This window comes from Streptomyces sp. NPDC007205 (genome assembly GCF_040634095.1).
Taxonomy (GTDB): Bacteria; Actinomycetota; Actinomycetes; order Streptomycetales; family Streptomycetaceae; genus Streptomyces.
In genome coordinates this window covers 374,401-397,901 of sequence record NZ_JBEYEW010000001.1, presented here as the reverse complement: position 1 = coordinate 397,901, position 23,501 = coordinate 374,401, and the positions used below count along the sequence as shown (strand labels likewise).

The following is a 23,501-nucleotide window of genomic DNA, read 5'->3' as shown; positions in this document are numbered from 1 at the left end:
ACCGCCCCGAGAAAGCCGACGGACCGCCCATGCGCACGCACGTCCCCACGCAGCGCCGGTTCCCGGCACCCGGGGCCCCCGCACGGACACCCCCAGCCGCCGTCTCCTACCCACGTCGGCGCCAGGGGTGTACCGGGGCGTGTCGTCTGCGCGACGCGCCCGTGGCGGCCCCGGCCATCCCCTAGGCCGGGGCCGCCCCGCACCCGTCGGACCACCCTCACGACGCCGCCCACCGGAAGCGATGATCATGCCTCTGACCAGCACCCGTATCAGCCACGACTGGCCCTGTCAGGTCAAGACGCCGGGCTCGTACGACTGGGAGCGCTCGGCGGCCAAGTGGCTGCGCGAGCTGATCCCCGCGCGCTACGCCAGCTATCCGGCCCTCATCCGCCACCCCGTCCTGCTCGCCCGGCACGCCCAGTTGCAGGTCCAGCAGGAGATCCGGGTGGCCCGGACCGCGCTGCAGACCGCACGGGCCGAGCTGCCCATGCTCGGACTGCCCGAGTCGGTCATCGAGCACACGATCAAGCTGTACGCCGCCGAGGTCCTGCAGCTCCAGCACATCGCCCGCAGCGTCCGCGCGGTCAGCGAGGCACTGGCCACAAGGGGGACGGGGCGCTGATCCGCGGTCCGTGCGGACTCCGTCGGTCAACGGCACGTAAACGGTTTACCCACTTTCGTGTGAACGGCCTCCGGGTGCCGCCCGGCGGCAGCCCCGTATGACCCGTTGCACGAAGCCCGTGTCAAGCTCATGTGAATCCGGACCCGGCAGACGAGTGATCGAAGGGGCCCGAATGTGCCATGCTCGTCGCGTGACGAGCGAGCCCGTGCACCCGCTTGACCCCACCGGTGCCGATCCGGCGGCGCTGGCCAAGGTCGTGGCCCGGCAGCGCGCGGAGATGGAACGGCTCCGGGACCTGGCCGCCGCATCGGCGGTCCTGGAGCGGGCCAAGGGCGTGCTGATGGCCGTCACCGGGTGTACCGCGGAAGCCGCGCACGAGGAGCTGCTGCGGCGCGCCGAGGACGGCCACCGCACGCTCCTGGAACAGTGCTGGCTCACCCTGGGCGCCCTGCTGCCCCCGAAGGAACAGCCGCTCGCCCCACCACCGGGCCCCACCGCACCGCCGGCCGCCGGCGCCCGGGAGGTCGCGCCCACCGGCACGGCGGACCTGGCGAAGATACTCGGGCGCATCGGCCGGGACCTGGTCCGGTCCGGCACCCCGCACGAGCTGGCCCAGTGCCTGCTGGACCATGTGGCACCCGAGACGGACGCCGACGCCGTGATGCTGTACGAGCGGCTGCCCGAGGGCGGCCTCGAACTGATCGGCCACGCCGGAATCGACGCGACCCTCGCCGCGCAGTGGCGGTACGTGCCCCCGGTGACCGGTGTGGTCCCGCTCGACGCCCTGCGGTGCGGTGAGCCCCGCTGGCTGGAGGACCTCGCCGCGGAGGGCGACCGGCTCCTGCTGATCGGGGGGTCGCCGGAGCGCTGGCCGAGCCGGGCCTGGCTGCCGGTGCCCGCCGGGAACACCGCGTATGCGGCCCTCGGCGTGCTGCGCCGGCGCGGCGGGCCGTTCGCAGCGCGGGAACGCGAGCTGCTGCGGGCCGTGGCCCGGCTGTGCGCGGGCCGGCTGCGCGCCCTCGACGCCCCCCAGGAACACGCCGGCGACGGTCTCGCCCAGACCGTGCAGGCGGTGTTCGACGCGCTGCCGGGCGCGGCGATCCTGCTGCTGCCGCTGCGCGCCGCCACCGGCGAGGTGGAGGACTACCGGATCGAGGCCGCCACCCCGGAGGCGGTCGACGTGTTCGGCCGGACCGGCCGGCAGATGGTCGGCAGGCACGTCCTGGAGAGCTACCCGTCCGTCGCGGGCGAGCCGCTGTGGCACGGCTATCTCGAGACCCTGCGGACGGGCGTGCCGTTCGAGAGCGAGCCGTTCGTCTACCAGGACGTGGTCGGCGACGTACCCGTGACCGCCATCTACTCGGTGCGGGCCGCGCCGCTGGGCGGGGGCCTGCTGGTCACCTGGCTGCGGCACGACCGCGCGGACCGGCAGGAGCAGCGCCTGTCCGACGTGCAGCGGCTCGGCAACCTCGGCTGGGCCAACTGGAACCTGATCACCCAGGAGATCTCCTGGTCCGAGCAGACCTACGCCGTCCTCGGCCGGGCCCCCGAGCGGCAGCCGCTCGGTCTCGAACAGCTGCCGGACCTGGCCCTGCCGGAGGACGCGGGCCCGCTCGCCCACGCGATCGCCGAACTGCTCCGCCACGCGCGGTCGCTCGATGTGCCGTTCCGCATGGACGCACCCGGGGGTGTCCGGCATCTGCGGCTGGTCGCGGAGGCCGTCACCGCGCCGGACGGCACCACGGTCGAGGTGCACGGCTTCGTCCAGGACCTCACCCCGCAGCGCAGCGCGGAACTGGCGCTGGTGGAGAGCGAGCGGGCGATGCTGCTGCAGCGCGGGATCCTGCAGGCCGAACGGGCCCTGGCCGCCCGGCTGCAGCACGCCCTGCTGCCACTGCCGAGCAAGCCGGTGCGGCTGGCCGGGCTGCGCATCGAGGTGGCGTACCTGCCCGCGCAGTCCGGCATCCACGTCGGCGGCGACTGGTTCAGCGCCATCGAACTGCCCGACGACGACGCGCTGTTCGTGGTCGGCGACGTGGCGGGCCACGGCATCGGCGCGGTGGCCACGATGGCCCAGCTCAGATTTATCGCGAAGGGCATGGTCACCACCGGCTCCTCGCTGACGGGGGCACTGGCCCGGCTCAACTACCTGCTGCTGCACTCCCGCGACAGCCAGAGCACCGCCACGCTGGTGCTCGCCCGCTACAACCCCCGTCGGCAGGTCCTCACCTGGGCGCAGGCCGGCCATCTGCCGCCGCTGCTCGTGCGCCACGGTGAGGTGCGCTACCTCGACCGGCCCGGCGGCATGCTGCTCGGCGCGACCGCGGCCCCCGCCTACGAGTCGGCGGAACTCCACCTGGAACCAGGGGACCGGCTGCTGCTGTACACCGACGGCCTGGTCGAACGCCCCGGCGAGGGCCTCGACACGGGCCTGGAACGGCTGGCCGAGGCGGTGCGCGTCCATGGCTGCGGCGAGGCGGGCTCCCTGGACTCGCTGCTCGCCACGATGCTCGCGGACGAGCGGCGGGACGACGTGTGCGTGCTGGACATCAGAATGCCGCTGGAGGGCGTGGCCGACGGGGCGGAGGCACCGGAGACGGACGCGTAGCGGCGGTCACGGGACCGGTGCCGGTGTTCGGGTGGCGGGCGGTGTCCGTCGTCCGGTCAGTCGTCGTCCCGGTGGCGCCAGTACCAGCACACGCCGACGACCAGCGCCAGCAGAAAGATGGCGGGCACGAGCAGGCCCGGGATGCGGGAACCGGTCATCGCTGGCTTTCGGTCGTGGTACGGCGGAGCACGCGACCGTCGGCCGCGGGCTGACCAGGATGGGGCCGGGCCACCGCTCCCATCGGTGACTTTCCCGAAGTGTTGCCCGCCGTTCGAATCCGGTCAGTCCACGGGGTGACCGGCGTCGATACCGGCCGCGTCGGACAGCCGCAGCAGCGGGCCGTCCCGCCCCTCGCCCCACTCCACCGGGTCGAGGACGAAACCGACGTGGTCGCCGCCGTCGGTGCGGTGCAGGATGGTGCCCACGAACCAGGCCGCCGCCTCCCGCAGGACCACCGCGCCGCCGTACCCCTCGGCAAGGTCCAGGTGCGCGAACTTGTCGATCTCGTCGCCGGTCTCGCCGCCGAAGAGTTCCGCGAGGTCCCGCTGGTCGCGGGTGAGCAGGTGGACGGCGAGGTGCTGCGCGGCCCGGGCGACCCGGTAGGTGTGGTTGGCCTTGGACAGCCAGACGGCGAACCGGGGCGGCCGGATGGAGCACTGTGAGGCGAAGCCGACCAGACACCCGGCCCGCTCACCGTCGGCCACGGCCGTGACCACGCACATGTCGGGATTCAGCCGGCCGAAGAATCCGTCCATGCCGGCCCTGCCGCCCGTCGTACCGTCCACGTCCGCCATGGCACCGCGCTCCCGTCCGCCGCTCCGGCCCGGCCTCGGCGTACGCGGCGAGGGCCGGGCGCGGCCCGCGCTACCCGGTGTTCCCGCGTGCCGCTCACGCATCGTCGCCGGGGCCGGTCCGTGACTCAAGCGCGCGGCGCGTGTCGTCGCCGTAGACGCCGGTCTCGTCGCCGCTGATGCCGTACCAGAGCTGGAACCGGGCCACGGCCGCGGTGAGGGTGGCGTCATAGGTGCCACTGGTCGAGCCGTCGCGGTAGACGTCCGGGACGCGCAGCAGGCGCCGCTGCAGGTCGGTGACCTCGGGGCCGGTGTCGCCCTGGCGGAGGGTGCCGGGGCCGTCGGGATCGGTGGTGGCGGTGGGCGCGCGGGTCGGGGTGGGGGTGGGGGCCGGTGCCGGCGTGGTGGCGGGCGGTGACGCCGTGGCCGCCGGCCGGGACGGACGCGCGCTCGCGGCGGCCTCGTGGCGAGCGGGGAGCAGCAGGGCGCAGCCGAAGCCGAGGAGCGCGGCGGCTGCCACGGCCCCGGCGACGACCGGCAGACGCGGACCGCGGGCCGGGCGCGCGGCACCGGAAGGGATGGGGGCCGGCGGTACGGGCGGCAGTTCCTGCGTCTCGGCCTCGTCGGTGTGCTCCGCCGGCGCCGGGGCGGTCTCCATCTCGCGCATGAGCTCCGCGAGGGCGTCGAAACGGCGGAGCCGCACCACCCGGACGGGTTCCAGGACCCGTCCGGAAAGCGGCCGTTCAGGATCGAGCGGTGTCGGCACCTGGCTCTCCTTCCGTCCCGTACGAGCGGGACTTGCGAGCTCCCCGTGCTGAGATACGGTCCGGGCGGCGACCCCGTTCAAGCCCGCAAGGACTATTGAGCGGTTGAGAAAGCGCGTGCTAGAAAGCGCGGTCATGACGACTCCTTGGTCACGCCGTGGTTTTCTGACCGTCTGCTCGGGAAGTGCGCTCGCCCTGGGTCTCGGCACCCGGGCCTCCGCGGCGTCGGACGAGTTCGCGACGCTCCGCGCGAGGTGGCGCACCCTGATCCTCGGTGAGGGGTTCAGCGCCCTGACCGAACCGTTCCGGAGCCGGCTCGCCGACCTGGGGACGACGGCGAGCCGGTACCGGGCCACGATGGCCCCCACCGCCGGCTCCCTGTGGCCCGACCTGGTCTACGCCGACCCGGATCCGGACACCGACCCGGAGTCGGTCGGCCACTCCGGGAACATGAACACCAGTTACACCCGGCTGAGCACGCTCGCGCAGGCCTACTGCCAGCCGGGCACCGGCCTGACCGGCGACACGGGACTGCGGGACGCGATCCTCACGGGCCTGGAGCATCTGCACGACGACGTCTACAACGCGGGCCGGACCTGGTACGGCAACTGGTACAGCTGGCAGATCGGCGCCCCGCAGGCGCTGCTGGACGTGTGCGTGCTGATGTACGACGCCCTGCAGGGCGCGCGGATCGCCGGCTGTCTCGCCGCCGTGGACCACTTCGTGCCCGACTCGGCGGTGGGCAGCTACAGCGGCACCAGCACGGGCGCGAACCGCGTCGATCTGTGCCGGGTGCTGGCGCTGCGCGGGGTCGTCGGGGCGAGCGCGGCGAAGGTGGCGCTGGCCCGCGACGCCCTCTCCCCCGTGTTCCCGTACGTCACCTCCGGCGACGGGCTGTACGCCGACGGCTCGTTCGTCCAGCACACGACGGTGCCGTACACCGGCTCGTACGGCTCGGTCCTGCTCGGCGGTCTCGGGCTGCTGTTCGCGCTGCTGGCGGGCTCCAGCTGGGAGGTGACGGACCCCGGCCGGCAGATCGTGTTCGACGCGGTGGAGCACGCCTGGGCGCCGTTCCTCTACAACGGCCTGGTCATGGACGGTGTCGCGGGCCGGGCGGTCAGCCGTGGGCTCTCGGCGGCGGACCCGAAGCAGATCCAGCAGGACGATCACGTGCGCGGTCATTCGGTCCTCGGGTCGATCGTGCTGCTCGGGCAGGGTGCGAGCGCGGCCGAGAACGCCCGCTGGCGCGCTCTGGTGAAGGGCTGGATGCGGCGCGACCACTACAGCCCGCCGCTCGCCGACCCGGTGCTGAGCCTGCCGCATCTGGCCCGGCTCAAGGGAGTGCAGGACGACGGGTCGGTGACGGCGGTGGCCGAGCCGACCGGGCACCGGCTGTTTCCGTCCATGGCGCGGGCGACCCACCGCAGGCCCGGCTGGGCGGCCGCGCTGAGCATGGCCGACAGGAGGATCACGTACTACGAGACCGGCAACGGCGAGAACCTGCGCGGCTGGCACACCGGTTCCGGGATGCTCTACTGGTGGGGCGACACCTTCGGCAACGGCCAGTACAGCGACGCCTTCTGGCCCACGGTCGACCCCTACCGGCTGCCCGGTACGACCGTCTCGCGCAAGGCGCTGGCCGACGCGGCGGGCGGTGACTGGGGTGCCCCGAAGCCGGACGTGAGCTGGGTGGGCGGGGCGACGGACGGGCGGCGGGCCGCGGTCGGGCAGTACCTCAAGGGCCTGCAGTCGACGCTCGTGGCGAAGAAGTCGTGGTTCTTCCTGGACGACGCGGTCGTCTGTCTGGGCGCGGGCATCACGTGCACGGACGGCACGGCCGTGGAGACGACGGTCGAGAACCGCAACCTCGGCCCGGCCGGCGGCGCGCCGTTCACGGTGGACGGCAGGGCCGCGCCCGCCTCCTCCCCCTGGTCGGCCACGCTGACCGGGGCGAAGTGGGCGCACATCGGCGGGCACGGCGGCTGTGTCTTCCCGGGCGGGGCCACGGTGCGCGCGCTGCGCGACGCCCGCGACGGCAGCTGGGGCACGATCAACAAGGGCGGTTCGGGCACCGTCCTGAACCGCACGTACCTGACGCTGTACGTCGATCACGGCACCGACCCGGCGAACGCGTCGTACTCCTATCTCCTGCTGCCGGGTGCCACCGCGGCCCGTACGCAGGCGCGGGCCTCGGACGCCAACTGGCTGACCGTACTGGCCAACACGAACAACCAGCAGGGGGTGGCCGTCACCTCGCTCGGGTTCACCGGGGTGAACTTCTGGCTGGGCGGAACGGTGGGAACGCTCACCGCGAGCGATCCGTGCTGCGTGATGATCAGCGAGAGGCAGGACGGCACGGCCGTGATCGCCGTGAGCGACCCGATGCGCATGCGCACGAGCCTCACCCTGACCTGGCGGCGGGCGGTCGCCGCTGTGACGTCCGCGCCGGCCACGCTCGCCTCGGCGGCCACCGGCACCTCGCTGACACTGGCCTTCGGCGATCTCACGGCCACCGCGGGCGCCACCCAGCGGGTCACGGTCGGGCTGGGCTGAGCGCTCCCTGCACGAACCGGTCCAGGGACGCCGTGAACGCGGTGACGAAGGCGTCCCTGGCCTCCTCCGGCAGGGCATCGAGGGACAAGTACGGGTTCAGATCCTCCAGTTCGACCAGCAGGAGGCCGCCGTCACGGGTGCGGCAGGCGTCGACGCGCTGGATGCCGGTGCCGAGGTCGTTCCAGTCGACGAAGCGGCGGGCGAACTCCAGGTCGGCGGCGGTGGCCGCATAGGGCTCCAGCTCCCAGCGGCGCTCCGGGTCCGGGGCGTACAGGGCGTACTGGAAGTCGTCGTCCACGAAGTAGAAGGACACTTCGTGGACGAAGTCGACGCAGGGCTGGATCAGCACCTGGCCGGTGGCGAGCGCGGCGACCTGACCGGCGGTGGCGGTCCGCAGGCCGAGGGAGTCCGCGCCGAGCACCGGCTTGACGACGTACCGCTCGGCGGCCGGCAGCAGGTGCAGGTCCTCGGCGCGGCCGACCGTCGGGATGACGGGGAAACCGGCGGCGCTCAGGTCGAGCAGGTACTGCTTGCCGGCCATGTCCGCCTTGCCGGTGAGCGGGTTGTACACACGCGTGCCGGTGCTGAGCGCTCGGGCACGGAAGGCGTCGTACGCGCGCTGATGGGCGAGGACGGGCCCGCTGTTGCGGACGACCACGGCGTCGAAGCCGTCCATCAGTGCCGCGGCGTCCCGCGGATGGCACAGGGCGAGGTCGAACCGGGCGCGGAGCCGTGAGGTGAGGAAGATGTCCTCGTCGCAGTAGCGGCGCCCGCGGGCCTCGTACGCCAGGTCGGTGACGTAGAGCAGGCGGGGACGGGCGGCGGGCATGGGGCATCTCCTCGGGCGGTGCGCCGGTGTCGGGGCGGCCGGTCGCCCGGCGCCCGGAGGCGGGGCCTGCCGGCACGGGCCGGTCCCGGCACGGTGGAGAAAGGTTACGGCGCAGGGCGGGCGGCGGGGTCGGGCGGGGTCCGGTGCGGCCGGCGCGGGCCGTTGGTGACGTGGTGGAGGACGGAGTCGGCCGCGGCTACGACGGCGTGCAGCGGGGACTGCCCTGGCCGGTACCCGCCTCCATAGCACTCAGTTCCCTCACAGCCTCCCTCGGACTGCACTGAGTGTCATGATCCCGGTCCGGGTGCTACGTTCCCCTCCATGAGCTCCAGCAGCGCGGCGACGGCCGCGAAGCCGCCGATGCGGGAGGCCCTCGTCGCGGCGGCCTTCCAGCTCTTCCTGGAACGCGGGTACGAGCAGACCACCGTGGACGACATCGTGGCCCTCGCCGGAGTCGGCCGGCGTTCGTTCTTCCGCTACTTCCCCTCCAAGGAGGACGTGGTCTTCCCCGACCACGAGCGCTGCCTGGCCGACATGACCGCCTTCCTCGCCGCAGGCGGCGAGGAGCACGAACCGGTGCGGCGGGTGTGCGACGCGGCTCGCCTGGTGCTGCGGATGTACGCGGAGAACCCCTCGTTCTCCGTGCAGCGCTACCGCCTCACCAAGCAGGTGCCGGGCCTGCGCGCCTACGAGCTGTCGGTGGTGTGGCGCTACGAGCGCGCGCTCGCCGAGTACCTGCGCGGGCGGTTCGCCGGACGGCCCGACGGGATGCTGCGGGCCGACGTCGTCGCGGCTGCGGTCGTCGCCGCGCACAACAACGCCCTGCGCTCCTGGCTGCGTTCGGACGGCCTCGGCGACGCGGGCGCGGCGGTGGACCACGCGCTGGGGTATGTGCAGAAGGCGTTCGGAGGCGCCCCCGGGCCCGCCGCACGGCCCGCCGTGATCGGTCCGCTGCCGGGCGGCGACCCGGAGGGCCGGCCCGACGACGTGGTGGTGCTGGCCTGCCGCCGGGACGCGCCGCTGTGGCGGGTGGTCCAGGAGCTGGAGGCGGCACTCGGTCGCACGTGAGAGCATCCGTCCGCGAATTAGGGGTACGGAGTGCCTTTACGAGTGACACTGAGTGCCATACCCTGTCGGCGTGCACGGTGGCACGGCTGCCGCGCACGCGTGTGCCCGGTGCGCCCCGGACACGCGGGATTCCGGCCGAGCGCAGGGAGTTGACCAGCGTGTACCACCACTCAGCAAACGCCTCGCATCCGGCGGCCGGCGCCGCGGCGGGAGTTCTCGATCCCGTCTCCGCGGACTCCAAGGACGCCATCCTCTTCCAGCGGTGCACCTGGTGCGGCACCGCGATGTACCACCGCCTGCTGTGTCCGGTGTGCCAGGGCAGCGAGCTGCGCACGGAGCGCAGCGAGGGCGTCGGCACGGTCCGGCACTCCACCGTGGTGCACCGCAACACGCCCGCGGCACGCAATGTCTCGCTGATAGAGATGGCCGAGGGGTTCGTCGTACGGGGCCGGGTCATGGGTCCGCCGGTCGGTATCCACAGCGGAGACCGGGTCCGGCTGTCCACCGCCCAGGATCCGGTGCGCGGCGAGCCGGTCTTCCAGCTGCTGGACGAGTCGTACCGGAGCGCCTGGACCTGACCACGGGCCCCGCGGCGTATACCGTCACCGGCGCCGGAGCCCCGGCACCACCTCCCTGACGACGACCGGATGCCCGGTCTCGAACGCCCGGTTGGCGCCGAGGCCGACGGCGAGGGCGAGGGCGAGGGCGAGCGCCCCGTCGCGTTCGGTGGCCGCCGGCACGCAAACCGGACCGTCGGCACGGTCGCCGTCCCCGTCCACCGGTCCGAACAGGGCGGCCGCAGCAGGCGCGGGTCCGGGAGTGGGCCTGGACCGGATCCGGGTTGTCCGGTCACGGCCAACGAGGCCCTGGCCGGGGCGGTCGCGGCGCGCGGCGGTCTGGTGGTGCTCGGCGCGTCCGGGGTGTCCCTCGGGTCGCCGGGGACCCGGTGACGGGCGTGGGCTGTCCGGCCGGGTTCCTCCCGGCGTCCACCGTCGTGCCGGCCGGAGGAAACGGCACTCGCCCACCTGCCGGCCGCCTTCGCCGGAGCGGAGGCATGCCGGGTCATCGGCTCACGGGTCGCCGGGCGGCCGATGGCCGCCGGTGGGCCGCTGCTGGGCCGCTGACCGGGCCGCTGACCGCAGGGACATCGGTGCCACGCTCGCCCACGAGGTGGCGCATCGGCTCGGTGCACGTGATGGTCGCACACTCCGCCGTCACGCCGGCTCCGGCGATCGGCCGGCTGGTCGCGGCCGAGATCGCCACCGGGCGGCCTCCCGCGCAACTGGACCAAGTCCGGCCGCCGTTGGCGTAGTGGCCCGATGTGATCGATCACGTGTCCTTCACAGGCAACCCACAGACTGCCCCTTCCGTCCTCCGGGGACGAGGGGCTCCCGGGACGGACGGGACGCCCGAGGTCGGGGGCTGAAGGAGGAACAGTGGTCCGTGCCCGGCGCATATGGGTGACCGCCGCCGCGTTGCTCGCGGTGGCGGGGGCATCCCCAGGGGCGGCAGTAGCCCAGGCTCAACCACCGTCAGGACCAGGCGCGTTGACCTCCTCGGAGGACGGAACGCTGCCACCGGGGTGGCGGATCGCCGGCGGCCGGTCGGCGCCGCAGCTGGTGTGGCGGTCGGACCGGCCGGTGCCGATGGGTGACGCCCGGGTCGAATTCCGGTCGGACGGGCGGCTGTGGGGAGTGCCACGGCCCGACCCCGACGGGCGTACCTTCCGGATGCCGCTGGACGGCCGCCAGGCCACGGGGCTGCGGGGGCCGGCGGGACTGCAAGTGTGGTCCGGTGGACGCCGGTTGGACGCGCGGACCGCCACCGGCGCGCACGACACGCCCGGGGCCTCGTCCGCGCCCCGGCCACCGGCCCCGCTGCCCGCGAACGAGGTCGATCCCGGCAAGCCCGGTCCGTACCGGACCCGGACCGGCGAGTACAGCCTGAAGCCGGTGAAGCTGCCGGGCCTCTCGGCGCCGGTGGAGATGCGCGGGGTGGTCGTCGCCCCCGTCGGCGCGTCCGGCCGGCGTCCGCTCGCGCTGTTCCTGCACGGCCGCCACTTCACCTGCTACAAGGGCCAGGAGATCACCGGCGACTGGCCGTGCAAGGCCGGCATGGAGCCCGTGCCGAGCCACCGCGGTTACCTGCGCGACCAGAGACTCCTCGCCTCCCAGGGCTATGTGACCGTCTCGGTCTCCGCCGACGGGATCAACGGCCAGGACGACGCCGCCGAGGACAGCGGCGCGCAGGCCCGTTCCTCGCTGGTGCGGCTGCACCTGGCGCGCTGGGCCGACTGGGCCGCGCACCCCGGGACCGCCCCGCCGGCCGTACGCCTCTCGCCCCGCGCCGACCTGTCGCGCGTGCTGCTCGTCGGGCACTCCCGGGGCGGCGAGGGCGTCGACCGGGCGGCCCTGGACAGTCTGTATCCACCGCCCGCCGACCAGGACGCCTACCACGGCCCGGTCCGCTGGACCATCCGAGGCACGGTCCTCATCGGTCCCACCGTCTTCGGTCAGAACCCGGTGCCCGACGTGCCGTCCGTGACGATCCTGCCCGGCTGCGACGGTGACGTCTCCGACCTGCAGGGCCAGGTCTACGTCGACGGCACCCGCGCGGTCAGCAACGGCAGCGCGCTGCACAGTGCCGTGTACGTCATCGGCGCCGACCACAACTTCTTCAACTCCGAGTGGACGCCGGGCCAGGCCGCGGCGCCCGCCGAGGACGACTTCTCCGACGACCCGGACCACCCGGACCCGGTCTGCGGCAAGCACGCGGCGACCCGGCTCACCGCCGACCAGCAGCACCGGGCCGGCTCGACATACATCGCGGCCGCCGCGCGGCTGTTCCTCGCCGGCGACGACCGGGTGCGGCCGCTGCTGGACGGCTCCGGGAAGCGCGCCCCGTCCGCGGACCCGGCGCGGGTGCTCAGCCACGCGGTGGGCGGGCGCCGTGGTGCCGGGTTCCTTCCCGACGGCGGGCTGACGGTGACCGGCGCCCGGCTGTGCGACGCGGTGGATCCCAGCCCGGCCAAGGCCTGCATGGGGCAGGGCGCCAAGGGCGCGTCGCCGCACTTCGCGCGGTGGGAGACCGACCGGGAGACCGGCCGGCAGGCGATCGCGCTGCGCTGGACGCGCGCCGGTGCCCCGGCACGCGTCAGCCTGAAGCGGCCCCTGTCGCTGTCCGGCGCCAAGGCGCTGGCGCTGCGGCTGTTCGTGCCGCCGAACTCCCGGGGCACGCGGCTGGACGTGTCCCTCACCGACGCCTCCGGCCGTACGGCGAGGCTGGGCCGCATCAGCGCCGACGGGCTGCCCGGCAGCGAGCGGACGACGTCCTACTGGGCGCGCGAGTTCCGGGTGCCGCTGACGGCTGCCACCCGCGCCGGACTCAAGCTCGGCTCGGTCAAGTCGATGGAACTGACGGCGCGTTCGGCGTCCGGGCAGGCCTGGCTGATGGACGCGTGGCGCTGGCGGCCGGGGACACCCGCGGCGCGGGCGGCGGCGCTGCCCCGTGTGGACGTCGGCCGCCGCACGGTGGCCGAGGGCGACTCGGGCGTACGCACCTATCGCGTTCCGGTCCGGGTGTCGGGCCGCGGCAGCGGGCAGGTCCGGGTGTACGTCGTCGACCCGGCCACCGGGAAGGCGAAGGACCGGCTGGTGACGGTGCACCCCGGCGGCCACGACATCGACGTACCGGTCGAGGTGAAGGGCAACACGCGCTACGGCACGGACGTGTCGTACGACGTCCTGGTCAAGGCGGTCCACGGTGCGGTCGTCGGCTCCTACCGGGGCGGGATCACCGTCCACGACGACGACCCGGCTCCGGCGATGACCGTCACGCCGGTCGCCGGCCGGGTCACGGAGGGGCAGTCCCTGAAGTGGCGGCTGTCCCTGTCGCAGGCGGTCGACGTCGACATGAGCGCGATGTTCGCGGTGGTGCCGGCCACCGCGCCGGAGCTGTCCACGAAGGACGTCCCGGCGCGCTGGCTGCAGGAGACCTCCGGGGCGAAGCCCGACCCGGAGCGGCCGCTGTCGAAGGTCGGCGGTCTCACCCTGTGGGTCGGCATCCCGGCGGGGCGGACGAGCGCGGACATCACCGTGCCGACGGTCACGGACGGGGTGAGGGAGCAGGCGGAGTCGGTGCGGTTCCAGCAGGTCGACATGCAGACCGGTGAGCCGCGCCCCGACGGGCTGGTGCTGTCCGGATCGGTGCTGGACGCGTCGTAGCGGGCCGGATGCGGGTGGCCCTCACTCGGTGAGGGTCACCCGGATGCCGACCGTGCCGTCCAGGCCGCGCCGCAGCCTGCTGCCGAGCAGCGTGAGGCGGCCGACGATGCCGTACTTGCGGGCGATGAGGTCCCGGTAGCGGGCCGTGGTGGCGGGGTCCGTGATCTCCGCGGTGCCCGGCAGCTGGTCGCCGGTGGGGTTGCCGCGCAGGTCGCAGGGGCCGACGAGGACGTCCGGGCGGCGCCGGATCCGCTTGACCTTGAAGCTGTCGGCGGCCGTCCACACGCCGAGGCCGGCACCGTCGCGGACCACCCACACCGGGGTGGCGACCGGGGTGCCGTTCTTGCGGTAACTGGTCACCAGCAGGTACTTGCCGGAGCCGAGCCGGTCCAGCCGCGTGTCGTCCATGCCCGGCAGTCTAGGAGGCCGGCGCGTTCCGGACCGGCCCGGTCACGTCAGGGCCGCCGCCATGCGCCGTACGCCCTCGGTGAGGATCTCAGGCGAGGTGGCCAGGTTCAGCCGTACGTGCCCCGCGCCGCCGGTGCCGAAGGGCGGGCCCGAGCTGAGGGCGACCCGGCCGCGGTCGAGGAAGACCTGTGCGGGGTCGTCGCCCAGGCCGAGGGCGCGGCAGTCGAGCCAGGCCAGGAAGGTGGCCTCGGCGGGCTGCGGGCGGATCGCGGGCAGGTGCTCGGTGAGCAGGGCGGCGAGCAGGTTCCGGTTGGCGTGCAGCCCGGCCAGCAGGGCGTCCAGCCAGCGGGTGCCCTCGCGCAGGGCGGCCGTGTGGGCGATGACGCCGATGTGGCTGGGGCCGTGGCCGACCTCCTCGGGAAGCCGGGCGAGGTCGGCGGCTGCCTTCGGGCCGGCGAGGGCGAGCGCGGCCTTGAGACCGGCCAGGTTCCAGCCCTTGGAGGCCGACATCAGGGACAGCCCGCTCTCGGCTCCGGGGACGCTCAGGTACGGCACGAAGGGGACGCCGGGCGTGACGAGCGGGGCGTGGATCTCGTCCGCGACCACCCGGACGCCGTACCGTTCGGCGAGGGCGGCGACGGCCGTCAGTTCGGCGGCGGTGTGGACGGTGCCGGTGGGGTTGTGCGGGCTGCACAGCAGGAAGGCGGCACGGCCGGAACCGGCGGTCGCCCGCCGGAACGCCTCCTCCAGCGCGGCCGGGTCGATCCGCAGACCGGCGCCGAGCGGGGCTTCGACCACCCGGCGGTCCATGTGGGTGATGAACTGGAAGAACGGCGGATACACCGGCGGGTTGACGATCACGGGATCGCCGGGCCCGGTGACCAGTTTGATCATCTCGACCACGCCGAGCATCACGTCCGGAACGATCGCGGTGCGCTCGACGGCCATCCCGTCCCAGTTCCAGCGTGCGGCGGCGAACGCGGCCAGCGCCTCGGCGTAGGCGGTGCCGGCCGGGTACCCGGTGTCGCCGAGGGTGAGCGCGTCGCTCACGGCGCGGACCACGGGCTCGGCGAGCGGTACGTCCATCTCGGCCACCCACAGCGGCAGCACGTCCTCGGGGTAGGTGCGCCACTTCATGCTCGTACGACGGCGCAGCTGCTCCAGGCCGAGGGCGCGCAGCGGGTCGCCTTCGCCCGGAGTGTCGTGCGGGATGCCGGTCATGGGCTCACGATAGGCGCTGCGGGGGCAGGGGGCACGGGCGGAAATCCGGGGACGTGCGGCGGAGATCAACTCGGGCGTCTAGATTGCGTCTTGCACGGTGTATCCCTCGTCAGGCATCTCATCCGCATCCAGGAGCTGACCCACGTGACCGACAACCCGGCAGCCACCGACGACGTGGCCGTGTCGCTGCGTGCCCGTATCACCACCAGCCAGCCGCACACCGCCCGGATCTGGAACTACTGGCTCGGCGGCAAGGACAACTACGAGGTCGACCGCGCGGCCGGCGACCAGATCCGCCAACTGCACCCGGGCATCGGCGAGTACGCGCGCGCCGACCGGCTGTTCCTCGGCCGGGCCGTGCGCCACCTGGCCGGTGAGGCCGGCATCCGGCAGTTCCTGGACATCGGCACCGGGCTGCCCACCGCCGACAACACGCACGAGGTCGCCCAGCGCGTCGCGCCCGAGTCGCGGATCGTGTACGTCGACAACGACCCGCTGGTCCTCGCCCATGCGCGTGCCCTGCTGACGAGCACACCTGAGGGCCGTACGGACTATCTGGACGAGGATCTGCGCAACGTCGACGCGATCCTCGAACACGCTGCGAGGACACTGGACTTCAGTGAGCCGGTGGCGCTGATGCTGCTCGGTGTGGTCATCTTCATCGGCGACGACGAGGATCCGTACGGTCTGGTGCGGCAGTTGACGGACCGGCTGCCGGCGGGAAGTCACCTGGTGCTGTCGCACACCGTCACCCACCCGTCGATGCCGGACGTGGACGAGGCGGTGAGGTTCTGGAACGAGCACGGCACACCGAAGCTGACCCAGCGCACCCCCGAGGACGTGGCCCGGTTCTTCGACGGTCTGGAGCTGCTGGAGCCGGGTGTCGTGTCCTGCTCGCGCTGGCGCCCCGAGCACGACCACGGGGCCGAGCCGGAGGAGGTCGCGATGTTCGGCGGGGTGGCCCGCAAGAACTGAAGTCCGGGCAGTGGACGTCCCGGCCGGCGGTGAACGCCTCGGCCGCGGGCCGCGTATGGAGGTGCGGGCTCTCGACGACCCGAGGGCCTCGCGCCGCCGTTGACCGGCGGGGCGCGTTCGGTTCGGCTTCGGGAGCCCTGCATGCGGCACGCACGACGACGGATCGTCAGGCGGGTGACACGCCTGGTGGCGGTCGGCGGACTCCTCCTGGGGGGAGCGATGGTCGCCCAGGCGGCCATGGCGAGCGAGACGCCTCCGGCCGCCGCCAGACCCTTCGCCTCGGTCACCGGCGGTGCGGACCCCGGCGCCGCGCTGGTGGCGCGGCTCGGCACGGCGCGGACGGCGGGCAACTGGATCGGCGCCGACGGCCGGCCGGTCGTGGCGGTGACCGACGAGGCGGCGGCGCGGGAGGTACGGCGCGCGGGAGCAGCGGCGAAGGTCGTGTCGCACAGCATGAACGAACTGAAGTCGGCCACGGCCGCGTTGCGTGCGGCGCCGCGCGTGGCGGGTACCGCGTGGGCGGTGGACTACCGCACCAACCGGGTCGTGGTGCGCGCGGACAGCACGGTGTCCGCCGGTGACTGGTCCCGGATGAGCCACGTCGCCGCGAGGATCGGCGGCTTCGTGCGGATGGAGCGCATGAAGGGCACGTTCACCACACGGCTGAACGGTGCGCAGCCGATCCTGTCGACCGGTGGCCGCTGCTCGGCGGGGTTCAATGTGACCAACGGGCAGAGCGACTTCATTCTCACCGCCGGTCACTGCGGGCCCGCGGGATCCACCTGGTTCGCCGACAACCAGGGCAACCAGCAGCTGGGCCGGACGGTGAGCAGCGCCTTCCCCGGCACCGACTTCTCGCTCGTGCAGTACGCCTCCGGCAAGGCCGGGGACGGCGCCGACGTCGTCGCGATCGGCGGCGGCAACGGGGTGCGGATCACGGGTGTCGCCGATGCGGCGGTGGGACAGCGGGTGTTCCGCAGCGGCAGCACCAGCGGCCTGCACGACGGGACGGTCACCGCGCTGAACGCGACCGTCAACTATCCCGAGGGCACGGTCACCGGACTCGTCGAGACCAATGTGTGCGCCGAGCCCGGCGACAGCGGCGGACCGCTGTTCTCCGACGGGATCGCGCTCGGTGTCACCTCGGGTGGCAGCGGTGACTGCAGGACAGGCGGGACGACGTTCTTCCAGCCGGTGACGAAGGCGATGGCGGCGCTGAACGTCAAGCTCATCGTGTCCGCGCAGAACGCCGGCGGCGCCGCCCGGCAGGGCTCCTCCTCCCCCGCGCCGTCCGCCCCGGCCGCACAGGGCGCGGTCGCACCGAACGCGGCCTCGCCCGGCTCCTCGGCACCGGTGACGGGCACGGCGGGGCAGACGCTCCTGGCTCGGCTGACGGACACCCGGAACGTCGGTCCCGGGCTGCTGGTGATCGCGGGCAGTCTGATCGCGCTGGTCGCGACCCGCTACATCCGGGCGGAGCAGGACCGCAAGGCGTATCAGCGGTACTACTCGGCGACCTGGGGCTGAGGAAAGCCCGGGGGGTGCTACGCGAAGGGCACCCGTGTGCTCACGGGTGCCCTGGGTGGATTTCGGTGCGGTCCGCGCGAGGTCGGTCAGGCCGCCCGGTGCGACCTCGGGGTCGCGGCGGCCCACTCCATCACGAGGCGCTGGTACTCCGTGCGCTGCTCGGTGGTCAGTGTCCCGCCCGACCGGCGCCACAGGGCCCTGATCTCCTCGTTGACCTCCGCGGCCGATCGCTCGGTGGCGGCTTCAAGAGTGGTGGACATGCTGTGAAGCATATGCCGGTCGACGTGAAGACGCTGTGAGCAAGGACACCCGATACGGACATTCCGGACCGTGTTGCTCATCACGTCAATCTGTCAACCCTGACTGCTCAGGTGCCCGGCTTGCGGCCGTAGACGAAGACGTCGTCGCCCGACCTCAGCAGCGACCAGTACGCCTTGGCGTCCTTGGTGGTCATGTTGACGCAGCCGTGCGAGCCCGGCGGGTTCCACATGCTCAGGTTGACCGAGTGGAAGGCCTGGCCGCCGTCGAAGAACTGGCTGTAGGGCATCGGCACGTCGTAGAGGTTCGAGACGTGGTCGATGTCCCGCCAGTAGATCTTCTTCAGGCCGGTGCGGGTGGTGTAGCCCTTGCGGCCGGTGCGCACGGGAACCGGGCCGTAGACGAGCTTCTTGCCGTCCTGGACCCAGCTGAGCTGGAGTGTGAGGTTCACGCAGGCGATCCGGCCCTTGTTCACCGGGCACGCGCCGTCCTTGCCGGGGTTGTTCCCGGCGGCCTTCTGCCTGTTCATGAGGTCCACCACGCCCCAGGTGACCGGTCCGGCGTAGCCGATGGCGGGCGTGATGCCGTGCCTGTTCTGGAAGGCCTGGATGGCCGTGCAGTCGGCGGCGGACTGCTTGCCGTCGACCGGCCGGCCGAGGAACCTCTCCACCTGCTTCTGGTACGGCCCCGCCTGCGTGGTGCAGCTCGCGGCCTGGGCCGGTGCCGCCGCGGTGAGGGCCAGCGTGAGCGGCGCCACCAGTCCCGTGACGCCGAGCGCGGCGACACCTCGTCCGCGTACATCCCCCATGCGCATCTTCTTCTCCCCTTGTCGCCCGGGGCCTGCCCCGGGTGCCTCCCTGCGCGATTCCCGCAATGCCGGACTCCTAGACCTGCGCGGAGGCGTGGGGGTTGTGGTTCCGGTCAGGCTGTGACGAAACGGTGAACTTCGTCACCGCGCAGCCGCCCGGCGGGGAGTCCGCGGCCGTAGGCGGCCAGCAGCAGGTCCTGGCCGCGGCCGTACAGCGGCGCGCCCGAGCCGAAGGGCCAGCCGAGGTCGTCCGCGCACAGCCGTACGCCGGTGAGGCCGGCGCCGAAGACGGTGTCGCGGTCCTGGCCGAGGGCGCCAGTGACGGGCGCCGGTGACGTCCAGGCCACGGCCGTGCCCGGACACCCCTGCTCGTCGAGTACGAACGCGCCGATGCCGTCCGCCGGCGGTCCTGCGCGGGTACCGGCTGATCGGTCTGCCGCGCGGAACCGCGCTCCTGTCGGGACTTCCGGCGCGTTCTCAGTGGCCGCGCCGGATCCATTCCTCCAGGTGAGGCGCCTCGGCACCGATGGTGGTGGCGTCCCCGTGCCCGGTGAGGACCTTGGTCTCCGGGGGGAGGGTGAGGAGCCGGCCGCGGATGGAGTCGATGATCGTCGGGAAGTGGGAGTAGGAGCGTCCGGTGGCGCCGGGGCCGCCCCGGAAGAGGGTGTCGCCGGTGAAGACGGTGCCGAGCCCGGGGTCGTACAGGCAGACGGCGCCGGGGGCGTGGCCGGGGGTGTGGAGCACGGTCAGGTCGGCGCCGGCCGCCTCGATGACCTGGCCGTCGAGGAGATGCCGGTCGGGGTCGCGGTCGGGGTGGGTCTGTTTCCACAGTGGCAGGTCGTCGGTGTGCAGCCAGATGGTGGCGCCGGTGCGGTCGGCGAGCGCCGGTGCGGCGTTGACGTGGTCGTTGTGGGCGTGCGTGCACACGATGGCGATCAGCCGCCGGTCGTCGACGGCGCGGGCGATGGCCTCGGCGTCATGGGCGGCGTCGATGACGATCACCTCCCGTTCGTCGCCGACGATCCACACGTTGTTCTCGACGTCCCAGGTGCCGCCGTCGAGGCTGAACTGCCCGGAGGTGACGAGTCGTTCGATGCGTACGGTCATCAGAGCACCACCACCGAACGCAGCACGTCGCCGTGGTGCATCCGCTCGAACGCCTTCTCCACCTCGTCCAGTTGGACGGTCTCGGTGACGAACGCGTCGAGCGGCAGCCGGCCCTGCAGGTGCAGGTCGATCAGCATGGGGAAGTCACGGGAGGGCAGGCAGTCGCCGTACCAGCTGGACTTCAGGGCACCGCCGCGTCCGAAGACGTCCAGCAGGGGCAGTTCGAGTTTCATCTCGGGGGTGGGAACCCCGACGAGGACGACGGTGCCGGCGAGGTCACGGGCGTAGAAGGCCTGCCGGTAGGTCTCCGGACGGCCGACGGCCTCGATGACGACGTCGGCGCCGAAGCCGCCGGTCAGCTCGCGGATCGCCTCGACCGGGTCGCTCTCCTTGGAGTTGACGGTGTGCGTGGCGCCCAGGGTGCGGGCCTTGTCCAGCTTGCGGTCGTCGATGTCCACGGCGATGATCCTCGCCGCACCGGCGAGGTGCGATCCGGCGATGGCCGCGTCGCCGACGCCGCCGCATCCGATGACCGCGACGGAGTCGCCCCTTCCGACGCCCCCCGTGTTGATCGCCGCGCCGATGCCGGCCATCACGCCGCAGCCCAGCAGGCCGGCGACCGCCGGGGAGACGGCCGGGTCGACCTTGGTGCACTGGCCGGCGGCGACGAGGGTCTTCTCGGCGAACGCGCCGATGCCGAGGGCCGGGGAGAGCTCCTGCCCGGTGGCGGCGAGGGTCATCTTCTGCCGAGCGTTGTGGGTGTTGAAGCAGTACCAGGGCCGGCCGCGCAGACACGCCCGGCAGTTCCCGCACACGGCACGCCAGTTGAGGACGACGAAGTCTCCGGGTGCCACATCGGTCACATCCTCGCCGACCGACTCCACGACACCGGCGGCCTCGTGGCCGAGCAGGAAGGGGAAGTCGTCCGAGATGCCGCCCTGCTTGTAGTGCAGGTCGGTATGACAGACTCCGCAGGCCTGCACGCGCACCACGGCCTCGCCGGGTCCCGGATCCGGCACCACGATCGTCTCGACCCGTACGGGCTCGTCCTTCCCCGGTGCGATCACGCCGCGCACTTCCTGCGCCATGGTCTGACCCCTTCCTCGGTTGCATTCCCCGCCGACCCTACGCGCGACCGAACGGCAGCGGGACGGACCACGGCGGCGATCGTGGATCTTTCCGGCCGCCGGACGAACGGACCGGGTCCTCACTTCGCGGCAACGATTCGAATTACGTAAGAATTTGACCGAATAACGTCATTCTATGATGGCAATCTTTTTGCAGGCTGCGGGAGTTTGCCTGGTGTGTGCACCGGACCCGGGCGTGCCTCAATGGGGGCATGTCCCTCGACGGCCGCACTGGACGTACCGCATTCCTGTTCTCGGCCGGCGCCGCCTCGCGGCCCGGTACGGCGCGTGAACTCCGGGACATGTTCCCGGTGTTCGCCGACGCCCTCGACGAGATCTGCGCGCGCCTCGATCCGTATCTCGAACTCCCGCTGGAATGCGTGCTGTCCGCGGCCGACGGCACGCGTACGGCCGCGCTGCTGGACCGGGAGTCGTTCGCGGGGCCGGCGGTCTTCGCCATCCAGGCGGCGCAGTACCGGCTGCTGCACAGCTGGGGCGTCCGGCCGGACGTGGTGTTCGGGCACGCGTCCGGGCGGATGGCCGCCGCGTACGCCGCGGGTGTGTTCTCCCTGGCGGAGGCCTGTCACGCGGTCGGCGCCCTTTCCCGCCTGCTGGGCGGCCTGCCGGTGCAGGGGCCGCGCGCCGCCCGGCCGGACGGCGTCCTCGCCGCCTACGGCCGTACGCTCGCCACGCTCCACCCGCGTGTGCCGCGCCTCCCCCTGGTCTGCGACGTCACGGCCCGCCCCGTGGGTGCCGAGACCGCCGACCCGGAGTTCTGGGTGCGGCGCGCCCCGCTGCGCCTCGCGGACACCGTCGGCCTGCTGCGCCGCGACGGGGTCCGCACCTGGCTGGAACTGGGCCCCGCGGACCAGCTCACCCGGCTGCTCACGGACTGCCTCACGGACGGTACGGCCGCGGCCTTCGCGCTGTGCCGGGACTGGGCGCTGCTGCGGTCGGGACCGAGCGCGGGCCCACAAGGCTCCTGACCGGGCGGAGGCATAGGTCTGCGCTTGCCGTGGCCGCCGGGCCGGAGGAGCCTCGAAGGGTGGGGGTCCGCGTGGTCCGCGCCCCGCCGGGCCGCGGGCGCCCGAAGGAGGTCACCATGGGCACCGCCGCGACAGGTTCCGCCTTCGACACCGAGGCACTGCGCCGGGGCATAGAAGGGAACACCGGGAACACCCTTCTGTCGCTCTACGCCGACGACGCCGAGATCCGCATCGTCGACCACAACCACCAGCCCAGCCGCCCCACCGTGCTGCGCGGCCGGGGTCAGATCGCCGAGTTGCTGGACGACATCTACAGCCGCGACATGACGCACAAGCTGGACCAGTGCGTGGTGCAGGGCGACCACGCCGCGTTCACCGAGTCCTGCCAGTACGGGGACGGCACCCGGGTCCTCGCCGAGTCGATGGTCACATTGCGTGACGGCAAGATAGCCAGCCAGTTGCTCATCCAGGCCTGGGACGAGTAGACGAGTAGGCGCACACACCGGCTCGACGGGCGGCGGAAGGAGATTCGCCAGGGTCCGGGTCACCTCACAGCTGAGCTGGACCTTCCGGGCGCGGGCGGGCCAGGACCGGCTTCCGCGGCAGGTCCGCCCGTGCGCGCCGTTCTGTGTACGCGTGATCCAGGTCGCAGGGGTGCTCGGTTACGCTGTTCCCGGGCCGTGACTGGCGCTGAGGTGGAGTACCACCGGGGAGCGGTCCGTGTTGGATGCCGCGCGCCTGGGCAAGAGAGTCGATCCAGCTCAGGAGTGTGCAGCATGACCCAGGCCCGTCTCATGGACGGCACCGCCCTCGCCCGCCGTATCGTCGAGGAGACCGCGAAGAAGGCCGCCGACCTCACGGCACGGACCGGTACCGCGCCCTGTCTCGCGACCGTGCTCGTCGGTGAGGACCCGGCGTCCGTGACCTACGTCCGCATGAAGCAGAACCGCTGCCGCAAGGCCGGTATCGAGTCCCGGCACGTGGCCCTGCCGGCCACCACAACCACCGGCGAACTCGTGGGCACGCTGCGGGAGTTGTCGGCCGACCCGGCCGTGCACGGCATCCTGCTCCAGCACCCGGCCGGCGAGCACATCGACGAGCGGGCCGCGTTCGAGGCGATCGCACCGGAGAAGGACGTCGACGGCGTCACCTTCGCCTCGTTCGCCACGATGAGCTTCGGCCTGCCGGGCTTCGTGTCCTGCACGCCCGGCGGCATCCTGCGGCTGCTGGACGAGTACGGCGTCGATCCCGCCGGCAAGCGGGCCGTGGTCGTGGGCCGCAGCGCGATCCTGGGCAAGCCGGTGGGCATGCTGCTCCTGGCCCGGGATGCGACCGTGACGTACTGCCACTCGCGGACGGCAGACCTGTCGGCGGCTGTCCGGGAGGCGGACGTCGTGGTCGCCGCGGTGGGCCGGCCGCGGCTGATCCGCGGGCAGGACATCAAGCCGGGCGCCGTGGTGATCGACGCCGGCTACAACCCGGGGAACGTCGGCGACGTCGACTTCGACTCCGCCGTGGAACGGGCCTCGCTGATCACGCCGGTGCCGGGCGGTGTCGGCCCCATGACGATCGCCACGCTGCTGGAGCAGACCGTCGAGGCCGCCGCCCGGCAGCTCGGCGCCTGAG

Annotated in this window: 22 protein-coding genes and 1 riboswitch; of the genes, 11 read left to right on the top strand and 11 right to left on the bottom strand. The window is 73.0% G+C overall.

The window, feature by feature from the left end; all coding sequences use genetic code 11:
• Positions 1–241: 241 nt before the first annotated feature.
• A complete protein-coding gene (locus tag ABZ624_RS01805) occupies positions 242–622 on the top strand; it encodes a hypothetical protein (protein ID WP_360081593.1) in 381 nt (126 codons plus the stop codon).
• 172 nt (positions 623–794) lie between these two features.
• The gene (locus ABZ624_RS01800; protein WP_360081592.1) at positions 795–3,230 is read left to right on the top strand and encodes a SpoIIE family protein phosphatase; all 2,436 of its coding nucleotides are present in this window, start codon (positions 795–797) and stop codon (positions 3,228–3,230) included.
• Between the two features lie 281 nt (positions 3,231–3,511).
• Here ABZ624_RS01800 and ABZ624_RS01795 read toward each other — a convergent pair whose 3' ends face one another.
• Both ABZ624_RS01795 and ABZ624_RS01790 read right to left on the bottom strand, forming a co-directional pair.
• Entirely contained in the window at positions 3,512–4,024 is a 513-nt protein-coding gene (locus ABZ624_RS01795; RefSeq protein ID WP_360081591.1) for a flavin reductase family protein, read from the bottom strand.
• 94 nt (positions 4,025–4,118) lie between these two features.
• A complete protein-coding gene (locus tag ABZ624_RS01790) occupies positions 4,119–4,787 on the bottom strand; it encodes a peptidoglycan-binding domain-containing protein (RefSeq protein WP_360081590.1) in 669 nt (222 codons plus the stop codon).
• 133 nt (positions 4,788–4,920) lie between these two features.
• Here ABZ624_RS01790 and ABZ624_RS01785 point away from each other — a divergent pair, with 133 nt between their 5' ends.
• Positions 4,921–7,338: a polysaccharide lyase 8 family protein gene (locus ABZ624_RS01785; RefSeq protein WP_360081589.1), complete on the top strand. Its 2,418-nt coding sequence runs from the start codon at positions 4,921–4,923 to the stop codon at positions 7,336–7,338.
• Here the strand turns inward: ABZ624_RS01785 and ABZ624_RS01780 are convergent.
• A complete protein-coding gene (locus ABZ624_RS01780; protein WP_360081588.1) occupies positions 7,319–8,167 on the bottom strand; it encodes a hypothetical protein in 849 nt (282 codons plus the stop codon). The two genes, ABZ624_RS01785 and ABZ624_RS01780, sit on opposite strands and share 20 nt — an antisense overlap.
• 321 nt (positions 8,168–8,488) lie before the next feature.
• On the opposite strand from ABZ624_RS01780, the gene ABZ624_RS01775 reads away from it, so the two are divergent.
• Together ABZ624_RS01775 and ABZ624_RS01770 are read left to right on the top strand one after the other, a co-directional pair.
• Positions 8,489–9,235, top strand: coding sequence for a TetR family transcriptional regulator (locus ABZ624_RS01775; RefSeq protein ID WP_360081587.1), 747 nt, complete (start codon positions 8,489–8,491; stop codon positions 9,233–9,235).
• Positions 9,236–9,393: 158 nt separating this feature from the next.
• Positions 9,394–9,813 carry a zinc ribbon domain-containing protein gene (locus ABZ624_RS01770; RefSeq protein ID WP_360081586.1) on the top strand — a complete coding sequence of 140 codons (420 nt, stop codon included), beginning with the start codon at positions 9,394–9,396 and terminating at the stop codon, positions 9,811–9,813.
• 24 nt (positions 9,814–9,837) lie between these two features.
• Here the strand turns inward: ABZ624_RS01770 and ABZ624_RS01765 are convergent, their stop codons facing one another.
• A complete protein-coding gene (locus ABZ624_RS01765; RefSeq protein ID WP_360081585.1) occupies positions 9,838–9,975 on the bottom strand; it encodes a hypothetical protein in 138 nt (45 codons plus the stop codon).
• 696 nt (positions 9,976–10,671) lie between these two features.
• Here ABZ624_RS01765 and ABZ624_RS01760 point away from each other — a divergent pair.
• Complete coding sequence (locus ABZ624_RS01760; protein ID WP_360081584.1) at positions 10,672–13,458, top strand: hypothetical protein; 2,787 nt, start codon at positions 10,672–10,674, stop codon at positions 13,456–13,458.
• A 21-nt stretch (positions 13,459–13,479) separates the two neighbouring features.
• Here the strand turns inward: ABZ624_RS01760 and ABZ624_RS01755 are convergent, their stop codons facing one another.
• Positions 13,480–13,866, bottom strand: a complete 387-nt coding sequence (locus ABZ624_RS01755) for a PPOX class F420-dependent oxidoreductase (RefSeq protein ID WP_360081583.1) — start codon at positions 13,864–13,866, stop codon at positions 13,480–13,482.
• A gap of 42 nt (positions 13,867–13,908) precedes the next feature.
• A complete protein-coding gene (locus tag ABZ624_RS01750; protein WP_360081582.1) occupies positions 13,909–15,087 on the bottom strand; it encodes an aminotransferase class I/II-fold pyridoxal phosphate-dependent enzyme in 1,179 nt (392 codons plus the stop codon).
• A 144-nt stretch (positions 15,088–15,231) separates the two neighbouring features.
• Between ABZ624_RS01750 and ABZ624_RS01745 the strand changes: the two genes are divergently transcribed.
• The gene (locus ABZ624_RS01745; protein ID WP_360081581.1) at positions 15,232–16,062 is read left to right on the top strand and encodes an SAM-dependent methyltransferase; all 831 of its coding nucleotides are present in this window, start codon (positions 15,232–15,234) and stop codon (positions 16,060–16,062) included.
• A gap of 141 nt (positions 16,063–16,203) precedes the next feature.
• Positions 16,204–17,589, top strand: coding sequence for a S1 family peptidase (locus tag ABZ624_RS01740; protein ID WP_360081580.1), 1,386 nt, complete (start codon positions 16,204–16,206; stop codon positions 17,587–17,589).
• A gap of 86 nt (positions 17,590–17,675) precedes the next feature.
• On the opposite strand, the gene ABZ624_RS01735 is transcribed toward ABZ624_RS01740, so the two are convergent.
• The 5 genes from ABZ624_RS01735 to ABZ624_RS01715 form a co-directional block, all read right to left on the bottom strand.
• Positions 17,676–17,861, bottom strand: a complete 186-nt coding sequence (locus ABZ624_RS01735; RefSeq protein ID WP_360081579.1) for a hypothetical protein — start codon at positions 17,859–17,861, stop codon at positions 17,676–17,678.
• A 95-nt stretch (positions 17,862–17,956) separates the two neighbouring features.
• The gene (locus ABZ624_RS01730) at positions 17,957–18,655 is read right to left on the bottom strand and encodes a L,D-transpeptidase (RefSeq protein ID WP_360081578.1); all 699 of its coding nucleotides are present in this window, start codon (positions 18,653–18,655) and stop codon (positions 17,957–17,959) included.
• Positions 18,656–18,768: 113 nt separating this feature from the next.
• Complete coding sequence (locus ABZ624_RS01725; RefSeq protein ID WP_360082177.1) at positions 18,769–19,002, bottom strand: hypothetical protein; 234 nt, start codon at positions 19,000–19,002, stop codon at positions 18,769–18,771.
• Between the two features lie 130 nt (positions 19,003–19,132).
• The gene (locus ABZ624_RS01720) at positions 19,133–19,762 is read right to left on the bottom strand and encodes an MBL fold metallo-hydrolase (RefSeq protein WP_360081577.1); all 630 of its coding nucleotides are present in this window, start codon (positions 19,760–19,762) and stop codon (positions 19,133–19,135) included.
• On the bottom strand, positions 19,762–20,850 hold the full coding sequence (locus tag ABZ624_RS01715) for an S-(hydroxymethyl)mycothiol dehydrogenase (RefSeq protein ID WP_360081576.1): 1,089 nt from the start codon (positions 20,848–20,850) through the stop codon (positions 19,762–19,764). Before ABZ624_RS01715 ends, ABZ624_RS01720 begins: the two co-directional genes overlap by 1 nt.
• A 251-nt stretch (positions 20,851–21,101) precedes the next feature.
• Between ABZ624_RS01715 and ABZ624_RS01710 the strand changes: the two genes are divergently transcribed.
• The 3 genes from ABZ624_RS01710 (at position 21,102) to ABZ624_RS01700 (ending at position 23,500) form a co-directional block, all read left to right on the top strand.
• The gene (locus ABZ624_RS01710) at positions 21,102–21,875 is read left to right on the top strand and encodes an acyltransferase domain-containing protein (RefSeq protein ID WP_360081575.1); all 774 of its coding nucleotides are present in this window, start codon (positions 21,102–21,104) and stop codon (positions 21,873–21,875) included.
• Positions 21,876–21,991: 116 nt separating this feature from the next.
• Positions 21,992–22,360 (top strand): nuclear transport factor 2 family protein, encoded by a 369-nt coding sequence (locus tag ABZ624_RS01705; RefSeq protein WP_360081574.1) that lies wholly within the window; start codon positions 21,992–21,994, stop codon positions 22,358–22,360.
• Between the two features lie 185 nt (positions 22,361–22,545).
• Positions 22,546–22,626, top strand: a riboswitch (ZMP/ZTP riboswitch).
• Positions 22,627–22,651: 25 nt separating this feature from the next.
• The gene (locus ABZ624_RS01700; protein WP_360081573.1) at positions 22,652–23,500 is read left to right on the top strand and encodes a bifunctional 5,10-methylenetetrahydrofolate dehydrogenase/5,10-methenyltetrahydrofolate cyclohydrolase; all 849 of its coding nucleotides are present in this window, start codon (positions 22,652–22,654) and stop codon (positions 23,498–23,500) included.
• The last annotated feature ends 1 nt before the right edge of the window (position 23,501 follow it).

What these genes read in the sequence shown, in the direction of transcription:
- ABZ624_RS01715 (WP_360081576.1), bottom strand. Translation starts at nt 20,850, where the DNA reads ATGGCGCAGGAAGTGCGCGGCGTGATCGCACCGGGGAAGGACGAGCCC.
- ABZ624_RS01705 (WP_360081574.1), top strand. Translation starts at nt 21,992, where the DNA reads ATGGGCACCGCCGCGACAGGTTCCGCCTTCGACACCGAGGCACTGCGC.
- ABZ624_RS01710 (WP_360081575.1), top strand. Translation starts at nt 21,102, where the DNA reads ATGTCCCTCGACGGCCGCACTGGACGTACCGCATTCCTGTTCTCGGCC.
- ABZ624_RS01795 (WP_360081591.1), bottom strand. Translation starts at nt 4,024, where the DNA reads ATGGCGGACGTGGACGGTACGACGGGCGGCAGGGCCGGCATGGACGGA.
- ABZ624_RS01805 (WP_360081593.1), top strand. Translation starts at nt 242, where the DNA reads ATGATCATGCCTCTGACCAGCACCCGTATCAGCCACGACTGGCCCTGT.
- ABZ624_RS01735 (WP_360081579.1), bottom strand. Translation starts at nt 17,861, where the DNA reads ATGCTTCACAGCATGTCCACCACTCTTGAAGCCGCCACCGAGCGATCG.
- ABZ624_RS01700 (WP_360081573.1), top strand. Translation starts at nt 22,652, where the DNA reads ATGACCCAGGCCCGTCTCATGGACGGCACCGCCCTCGCCCGCCGTATC.
- ABZ624_RS01740 (WP_360081580.1), top strand. Translation starts at nt 16,204, where the DNA reads ATGCGGCACGCACGACGACGGATCGTCAGGCGGGTGACACGCCTGGTG.
- ABZ624_RS01750 (WP_360081582.1), bottom strand. Translation starts at nt 15,087, where the DNA reads ATGACCGGCATCCCGCACGACACTCCGGGCGAAGGCGACCCGCTGCGC.
- ABZ624_RS01780 (WP_360081588.1), bottom strand. Translation starts at nt 8,167, where the DNA reads ATGCCCGCCGCCCGTCCCCGCCTGCTCTACGTCACCGACCTGGCGTAC.
- ABZ624_RS01720 (WP_360081577.1), bottom strand. Translation starts at nt 19,762, where the DNA reads ATGACCGTACGCATCGAACGACTCGTCACCTCCGGGCAGTTCAGCCTC.
- ABZ624_RS01775 (WP_360081587.1), top strand. Translation starts at nt 8,489, where the DNA reads ATGAGCTCCAGCAGCGCGGCGACGGCCGCGAAGCCGCCGATGCGGGAG.
- ABZ624_RS01785 (WP_360081589.1), top strand. Translation starts at nt 4,921, where the DNA reads ATGACGACTCCTTGGTCACGCCGTGGTTTTCTGACCGTCTGCTCGGGA.
- ABZ624_RS01730 (WP_360081578.1), bottom strand. Translation starts at nt 18,655, where the DNA reads ATGGGGGATGTACGCGGACGAGGTGTCGCCGCGCTCGGCGTCACGGGA.
- ABZ624_RS01800 (WP_360081592.1), top strand. Translation starts at nt 795, where the DNA reads ATGTGCCATGCTCGTCGCGTGACGAGCGAGCCCGTGCACCCGCTTGAC.
- ABZ624_RS01755 (WP_360081583.1), bottom strand. Translation starts at nt 13,866, where the DNA reads ATGGACGACACGCGGCTGGACCGGCTCGGCTCCGGCAAGTACCTGCTG.